Origin of the sequence: Burkholderia sp. Se-20378 (genome assembly GCF_017104665.1) — a bacterium.
In the GTDB taxonomy this organism is placed as follows: domain Bacteria; phylum Pseudomonadota; class Gammaproteobacteria; order Burkholderiales; family Burkholderiaceae; genus Burkholderia; species Burkholderia lata.
Map to the genome: position 1 here is coordinate 1 of NZ_JAAGPG010000450.1, position 6,907 is coordinate 6,907.

Annotated in this window: 7 protein-coding genes; 3 read left to right on the forward strand and 4 right to left on the reverse strand. The window is 68.5% G+C overall.

Annotated features, from left to right (window positions below; translation table 11 throughout):
• The coding region (locus G3N93_RS30885; RefSeq protein WP_206134655.1) for a hypothetical protein at window positions 1-725 on the forward strand (725 nt) is incomplete at its 5' end.
• Between the two features lie 142 nt (window positions 726-867).
• Complete coding sequence (locus G3N93_RS30890; RefSeq protein ID WP_206134656.1) at window positions 868-1,488, forward strand: HAD family hydrolase; 621 nt, start codon at window positions 868-870, stop codon at window positions 1,486-1,488.
• 8 nt (window positions 1,489-1,496) lie between these two features.
• On the opposite strand, the gene G3N93_RS30895 is transcribed toward G3N93_RS30890, so the two are convergent.
• A complete protein-coding gene (locus G3N93_RS30895; protein ID WP_206124853.1) occupies window positions 1,497-2,606 on the reverse strand; it encodes a fatty acid desaturase in 1,110 nt (369 codons plus the stop codon).
• A gap of 205 nt (window positions 2,607-2,811) precedes the next feature.
• Between G3N93_RS30895 and G3N93_RS30900 the strand changes: the two genes are divergently transcribed.
• Complete coding sequence (locus G3N93_RS30900) at window positions 2,812-3,849, forward strand: AraC family transcriptional regulator (protein ID WP_174941764.1); 1,038 nt, start codon at window positions 2,812-2,814, stop codon at window positions 3,847-3,849.
• A 64-nt stretch (window positions 3,850-3,913) separates the two neighbouring features.
• Here the strand turns inward: G3N93_RS30900 and G3N93_RS30905 are convergent, their stop codons facing one another.
• The 3 genes from G3N93_RS30905 to G3N93_RS30915 form a co-directional block, all read right to left on the reverse strand.
• Window positions 3,914-4,963, reverse strand: coding sequence for a beta-propeller fold lactonase family protein (locus tag G3N93_RS30905; protein ID WP_206134657.1), 1,050 nt, complete (start codon window positions 4,961-4,963; stop codon window positions 3,914-3,916).
• Window positions 4,950-6,317 (reverse strand): MFS transporter, encoded by a 1,368-nt coding sequence (locus G3N93_RS30910; protein ID WP_174941768.1) that lies wholly within the window; start codon window positions 6,315-6,317, stop codon window positions 4,950-4,952. The genes G3N93_RS30905 and G3N93_RS30910 overlap by 14 nt, the downstream gene beginning before the upstream one ends.
• A 295-nt stretch (window positions 6,318-6,612) precedes the next feature.
• Window positions 6,613-6,907: helix-turn-helix transcriptional regulator (locus G3N93_RS30915; protein WP_206134658.1), on the reverse strand; the 295-nt coding region annotated here is incomplete at its 5' end.

Genomic DNA, 6,907 nt, shown 5'->3' on the forward strand with positions numbered 1-6,907 from the left:
TCGGGCCCGCGCCCGCGTCCGATAAAGCCGCGCGCACGGCGCCGGCCGAGGCGGTCGGCCGCGCGGTGTTCGGCGGATCGAACCATTCGCAGCTCGAAGCGTGCTTCCGCGCCGCGCAGGCCAGTTTCCCGAATCTCTATCCCGACTACGCGCCGCGCATCGAGCGGCACATCCGCCAACTGGTGCCGCTGAAGCTCGCGACGGTCGCGACGATCGGCGACGGCGCGCTGGAGACGGCGGGCAACCTCGTCGAAGCCGTCGCGGCAACGACGCGCGAATTCAACGAACTCGGCGCGGCCGACATGATGGCCGGCATGCTCGCGCAGGCGACACGCAAGGCCGGCATGTTCGAACGCTGGTTCGGCGCGACGACGGGCCATATCGACTACCGTGCGGCGATCGGGGCACTCAAGCAGTCGCTCGGCTTCTTCCCGCGCCGTACCGAGGACCTTGCCGCGAAGGTCCGCCATGCGGAAGAAAACCTCGTGGTCGTGCTCGCGGCGCTGAGCGCGGTGTCGGACGTCGTGCGCGCGCCGGACGATGCGGGCGTCGAGCGCACGCTGTTCGACCGTCGCAACATCGTCGGGCAGGCCGTGCAGCAGATCCGCATGCAGCCCGCGCAATTGCGCGGGCTCGACGAGCGCGTGACCGATCTGCTGTCGCGCGCCGATCACCTGATGAACGTCGTGCTGCCGGCAGCGTTGGCGGCGCGGCCGCAGCGCTGAGCGCACGGCACGAAGGGCACGAATGCATGCGCGGCGGCGCGTGCGTTCGCTGCGCAGGCCACCCCGCATCACTTCATTTCACGAGCACCGGCGCGAGTCTGCTATCTTCCCGGGCATCTCATTGCTTTCCCGCCGATTCTCCATGACCGACCGCATCGTTGCCGCATTCGATTTCGACGGCACCATCACGACGACCGACAGCTTTCGCCATTTCGTCCGCTATGCGGTCGGCACGCCGCGCTTCGCGTGGGCCGGATTGCGCGCGCTGCCTTGGATCGTCGCGATGAAGGCCGGGCTGCTGTCGCGTGGCGACGCGAAAGCGAAATTCGCGTTGTTCGCGTTCGGGCCGGTGCGGGAGGAGGCGCTCGATGCGCAGGCGCGCACGTTCGTCGACACCTATCTGCCGAGCCTCGTGCGTCCGGAAATGCTCGAACGCATCCGCGAGCATCGGGCACGCGGGCATGAAGTCGTGCTGGTGAGCGCGTCGCCGTCGCTGTATCTGGAGAAGTGGGCGAAGACGGCCGGCTTCGATGCGGTGCTCGCGACGCGGCTGGCGTTCGAGCGCGGCAGCTTCGCCGGACGGCTCGACGGCGAAAACTGCTGGGGGCCGCAGAAGGTCGTGCGGCTGCGCGGGTGGTGGGGCAACCGGCCGCCGAAGCAGCTGTTCGCGTACGGCGACAGCCGGGGCGACAAGGAAATGGCAGAGCTCGCGAACTGGTCGTGGATCCGCGGGCAAGGGCCGATGCCGCCGATCGGCGGCTGAGGGGGCCGTTACGCGTCGGCCCGAGCCTGGCGCGTACCGCGCGACGGGCGATAACCGCCCCAGCGATTCGCCCGCGCGAACGTGCCGACGTCGTTGAAGCGCACGCCGACTTCACGCAGTGCCGCATGCGCGGTGCGCGCGGTCAGCTGGCGGATGTAGAACGGGTCGCGCACCACGAAGTGATGGATCGCGTGCGTGCTGCCGAAATTGAAGCAGAACAGCTGGAACGGCAGCATCCACCACGGGTTGAGCACCTGCGTCTGCTGGATCACGTTGCGCGAGTCGATGTCGCCGAAGTAGTGCATGTTCGAGCTGACGAAGTTGATGCAGAAGCTGCGCACGAAGTTCGGCCCGAGCCACACCACGGCCAGGAAATCGACGACGCTCATCACGCGTTCGACGACGGCCGGCACCGTCACCGGGTAGCCGAATGCATGCAGCGCGAACAGGCCGACGTGATAGACGATGAACGCGTGCCACAGCACGTAATACACGTGACCGACCGGCATGTACGACGACACCTGCTCGACGCGCAACTGCAGGCGCTCGGACGGATCCTGCACCGGCTGCGCGGCCACGTACTGCTTCACCTTGCGGCGCATCGCGGTGGGCCGCAGCACGACGGCGAGCATGCCGTCCGCGATCATCAGCAGGCGCTTCACGCCCCAGCGCTCGCCGTTGGTGATGCCGAATTCCTCGAGATCCGATTCGCCGCCCGACACCTTGTGGTGATGCAGGTGCATGCGCCGCCGCGTCCACGGGTTGATCGTGCCGGGCCGCGTGAGCCAGCACAGCGCCATCATCAGGTGGTAGGCCCACGGCGTCTTCTTGAAGTACATCAGGTGGATCAGGTCGTGCTCGAGCTCGTGGATCAGCGACGTGACGAACGCGGCGAGCGGCAGCGCGACGTACCACGCGATCGCGCCGCGCGCATACAGCCAGGCGATCGCGAGCATCGCGCTCACCGAGACGGCCATCACGGTCGCGCCGACGAGGTTCTGGTTGTCGAGCAGCGGAAAGCGCGCGCGGATCGCGTCGCTCGCGGCGTTGACCTCGCGGCGGACGTACGCGACCTTGTCCGCGTCGTTGCGAAAGGCGGTTCGTGCGGGTTGGCTCATCGACCGGGATTCCTGCGGAAAGGGTGGGGCGCAATGCCGATGTGACAAGCATAGGCGCGCGCCGGACCGCACGCGAGGGCCGCGGGTGCCAATGGCGGTGTCATTTCGGGCCACGATGGCCTGCCGGCGCGGCTAGAGTCTCGCCCCGGTGTCATTGCGGGCCAGCGACGCTACAATCCGCCGAAACCGCTTCGGAGTCCGCCGCATGGTCCTGTCCGTCCCGGATGCCGCGCGCCAGCTGAACAAGGCGACGGTGTCGTCCGCGTATGCGCTGTTCATGCTGATGCTGGCCGAGGAACGCGGCATCGACGGCGGCCGCGTGCTCGCCGGCTCGGGCGTCGAGCGCGACCGGCTCGCGCAGCCCGATGCGCGCATCACGCCGCTGCAGCAGGCGGCGATCGTGTTCAACCTGCTCGACGCGACGGACGACCCGTCGATCGCGATCGAGATCGGCCTGCGCAGCAGCCTGACGAAAGCGGGACTGATCGGCTTCGGGCTGATGAGCTGCGCGACGCTCGGCGAGGCGATCTCGCTCGGCATTCGCTACCTGCCGACGCGCGTGCCGTTCTTTTCGGTGCGGCTCGCGCAGATCGACGGAATCGTCGATATCGACGTGCTCGAGGCGTTTCCGCTTGGCCGGCTGCGGCAGTTCGCGGTCGAGAACTTCCTGGTCGAGACGGCGATCCTGTTCAATTCGCTGCTGTATCCGGTGCCGGGGCGCACGCTGCAGTCGCGTGCCGAACTCCATTTCGAATGGCCCGAGCCGCCGTGGTTCGAGCGTTATCGCGCGCGGCTGCCGCGCTGTCATTTCGACGCGAGCGCGAACCGCATCCGCTGCGACGCCGCGCTGCTCGACGAACCGATCGGCACCGCGAATGCACACACCGCGCAGATGATCGTGCAGCAATGCGAGGCCGAACTCGCGCGGCTCGGCTATGCGGAAAGCATCGTCGAGCGCGTGCGCAACCTGCTGATCTGCGGCGAGGGCGGCTATCCGTCGGTCGACGATGTCGCGCGCGAACTGCATGTGTCGGCGCGGACGCTCAAGCGCAAGCTCGCCGGGTACGGCGCGACCTATTCGGCGCTGCTCGACGAGATCCGGCTGCGGGACGCGCTGCGGCTGCTCGAGGGGACGCGGCTGCCGGTCGACGAGATCGCCGCGCGCGTCGGCTATACGGATCGCGCCAATTTCACGCGCGCGTTCAAGCGCTGGACGGGCGTCGCGCCGAGCGAGCGACGCTGAACGCGGGGACGCACCGGCCTGCGTGGCGGGCCTGCCGCGTCAGGTCGCGCGCGCCACGCCTTCATCAGACGATCGCGACCCAGTTCGCACCGCGTCCGCCCGGCACGCGCGCGTGCGGCGACAGCGCGCCGTCGTCCGGCGCGATCGCATACACCGACACGTATTCCGACTGTTCGCCGCAGGCGACGAGCCAGCGCCCCGACGGGTCGATTGCGAAGCCGCGCGGCTGCGTCTCGGTGGTCGTCGCGTGCGCGGGTTCGAACGTACCGTCTTCGCTGCAGCGATAGCAGAGCAGGCCGCTCGACGTGCGTTCGCTGACGTCGGCGAAACGCTCGTCGGGCGTCAGGTGCAGGTCGGCGGCCCAGACGGACGGTTCGGTGGGCGCGGGCGGCCGCGCATGGCCCTGCGCGAGTTCGGCGACGGCGGGATGGCGCGCGCTCACATGCGCATCGCCGAGCCGGCCGCTGTCGGGATCGCGCGCGAACGTTGCAAGCGTGGCCTGGAATTCGCTGACGACGACGAGTGCACGTCCGTCGCGCGCAAATTGCAGGTGACGCGGGCCGAACCCGGTTGGCACGCGCGTTTCGCCATGTTCGAGCGCGCGCAGGCCGGCCGCGTCTTCGACGAGCGCGAAGCTGAACACGCGGTCCGATCCGAGCGAGCTGACGTACGCGAAACGGTTGTCTGGCGACACGATCACCGAGTGCGCGTTCGCGATGCCGCCCGCGACCTGCAGCGGCGTGCCGTCGCCGTCGCGTACGTGCGCGGCGTCATAGAGGCTCAGCGAATTTCCGCCGTACGACGCGCCGAGCAGCCAGCGGCCGCTGCGGTCGAGCGACAGGTACGCATGGCTCGCGTCGATCGCGGTCGTGCCGATGCGCACGAGCGCGCCGGTGGCCGGCACGACGCGGAACGCGACGATCGTCGGCTGTTCGCCGCGCGTCGCGACGTAGAGCCGCGCCCGGTCGGCCTGCACGGCGATCGGCATTGCGACGTCGGCGGCGGGATAGCGGGCGAGCGGCGCGAGCGTGCCGTCGCCGGCGAGGGAGAACGTGGTGAGGTCGCCGTCGGTGGCATTCGAGACGACGACGGTCAGGCGGTCAGTGTTCGGCATGGCGGAGCATCGAAGCGTTCGTGAAGGACTTGTCGGCCGGCAGGCCGCGCGGCGGATCGCTGCGCCGGTGGGTGCGCGCGAACAGCGCGGCGACCGCGGCGACGAGCGAAGCGATCGCGAGCGCATACAGCCCGCCCGTGATCGAACCCGTATGTTGCTTCAGATAGCCGAACGCCGTCGGCGCGACGAAGCCGCCGAGGTTGCCGACCGAGTTGATCAGCGCGATCACGGCCGCGGCCACGCGCGTGTCGAGGTAGCCCTGCGGGATCGGCCAGAACAGCGACGACGCGGCCTTGAAGCCGAGCGCGGCGAAGCAGATCGACGCGAACGACCACACCGGATCGTGCGACGTCGACGCGAACAGCCCGCATGCGGCGAGCACGAGCGCGACCGCGAGCCAGCGCTGCGGATGCTTCCATTTCGACGACAGCACCGCGAAGCCGTACATCGCGCCGATCGCGATCATCCACGGAATCGTGTTGTACAGGCCGACCTGGAAATCGGTGAGGCCGCCCATCTTGCGGATGATCGTCGGCAGCCAGAACGTGGCCGCGTAGATCGTCAGCTGGATCGAGAAATACAGGAAGCAGAACAGCATGATCTGCGGGTCGCGCAGCAGCGCGGTGGCGCGCACCGGCACGTTCGAGCGGACGTCGCGCGTCGCGCGCTCCTCGTCGAGCGCGTTCTGCAGCGCCGTGCGTTCTTCGGCCGTGAGCCACGTCGCGTCGCGGATATGCGACTTCAGCAGCAGCCAGCTCGCGCCGCACAGTGCGACCGAGAACAGCCCTTCGATCAGGAACATCCATTGCCAGCCTTCGAGGCCGAAACCGCGGATCGAAAGCAGCGCGCCGGTGACCGGTCCGGACAGCACCGATGCGAACGCGGAACCGCCGAGGAAGATCGCCATCGCCTTGCCGCGTTCCTGCGGCGGCAGCCATTGCGACAGGTACAGCACGACGCCGGGGAAGAAGCCGGCCTCGGCCACGCCCAGCAGGAAGCGCAGCGTGTAGAACGACGTGTCGTTCCACACGAACGCCATCGCGGCCGCGACGATGCCCCACGTCGCCATGATCCGGGCCAGCCACACGCGTGCGCCGTAGCGCTGCATCAGCAGGTTCGACGGCACTTCGAACAGCGCGTAGCCGACGAAGAACAGCCCGGCGCCGAGGCCGTACGCGGCCGCGCCGATGCCGATCGATGCCTCGAGGTGACGATCGACGAAGCCGACGTTCACGCGGTCGATGTAGTTCGCGATGAACATGATCAGCACGAGCGGCAGCACGTGCCATTTCACTTTCGAGACGGCGGACGCGAGCGGGTCGCGTCCGGGCAGGGCGGGCGAGGGCGGGTTCAAGCGTGTCTCCGGTCGGGCGGCGGCGGACGGGGCGGGTGCTCGCGTCGGCGTCTGGGTGGCAGTCTATGTAGTATGTCGTCGTATGACATGGTACGCCTGAGTGCCGATGAAGACGTTGCGGGTTTACCCCGTAATTTCTCAGATTTTGGGGAATTTAATGAGACTTATCGGTGATTCATTCATGTCTGATGACGTATGACATGAAATGAGTGTGCGCCGATTGCCGCGGTTTCGGTCGCGGCCCGCGCGTGGTGCATCGACCGGGCAGCCCGTCGCGAGGCTGCCGGCGCGGCTGCTACGCCATCGACACGACGCTGTTGAGCAGCGTCTTCACGAGCACGGCCTGCCGCGTCGCGCCCGTTTTCGCGAAGATGCCGCGCAGATGCGCGCGCGCGGTGTTCTTCGTGATGCCGGTCGCGGCGGCCGCTTCGTCGAGCGTCAGCCCGTCGACGAGCAGCAGCGCGATGTCGGTTTCCATCGGCGTGAGCCGGAACAGCCGGTGCAGCATGTCGCGCGACGTCTGCGGCGACGACGCCGGATCGCGGACGAACACCGCGACGGCCGGCCGGTGCTGGCGGTCCTCCGCGCCG

Excerpts from the sequence above, each read along its gene's own strand:
- G3N93_RS30905 (WP_206134657.1), bottom strand. The coding sequence starts at position 4,963 with ATGCCGAACACTGACCGCCTGACCGTCGTCGTCTCGAATGCCACCGAC.
- G3N93_RS30890 (WP_206134656.1), top strand. The coding sequence starts at position 868 with ATGACCGACCGCATCGTTGCCGCATTCGATTTCGACGGCACCATCACG.
- G3N93_RS30900 (WP_174941764.1), top strand. The coding sequence starts at position 2,812 with ATGGTCCTGTCCGTCCCGGATGCCGCGCGCCAGCTGAACAAGGCGACG.
- G3N93_RS30895 (WP_206124853.1), bottom strand. The coding sequence starts at position 2,606 with ATGAGCCAACCCGCACGAACCGCCTTTCGCAACGACGCGGACAAGGTC.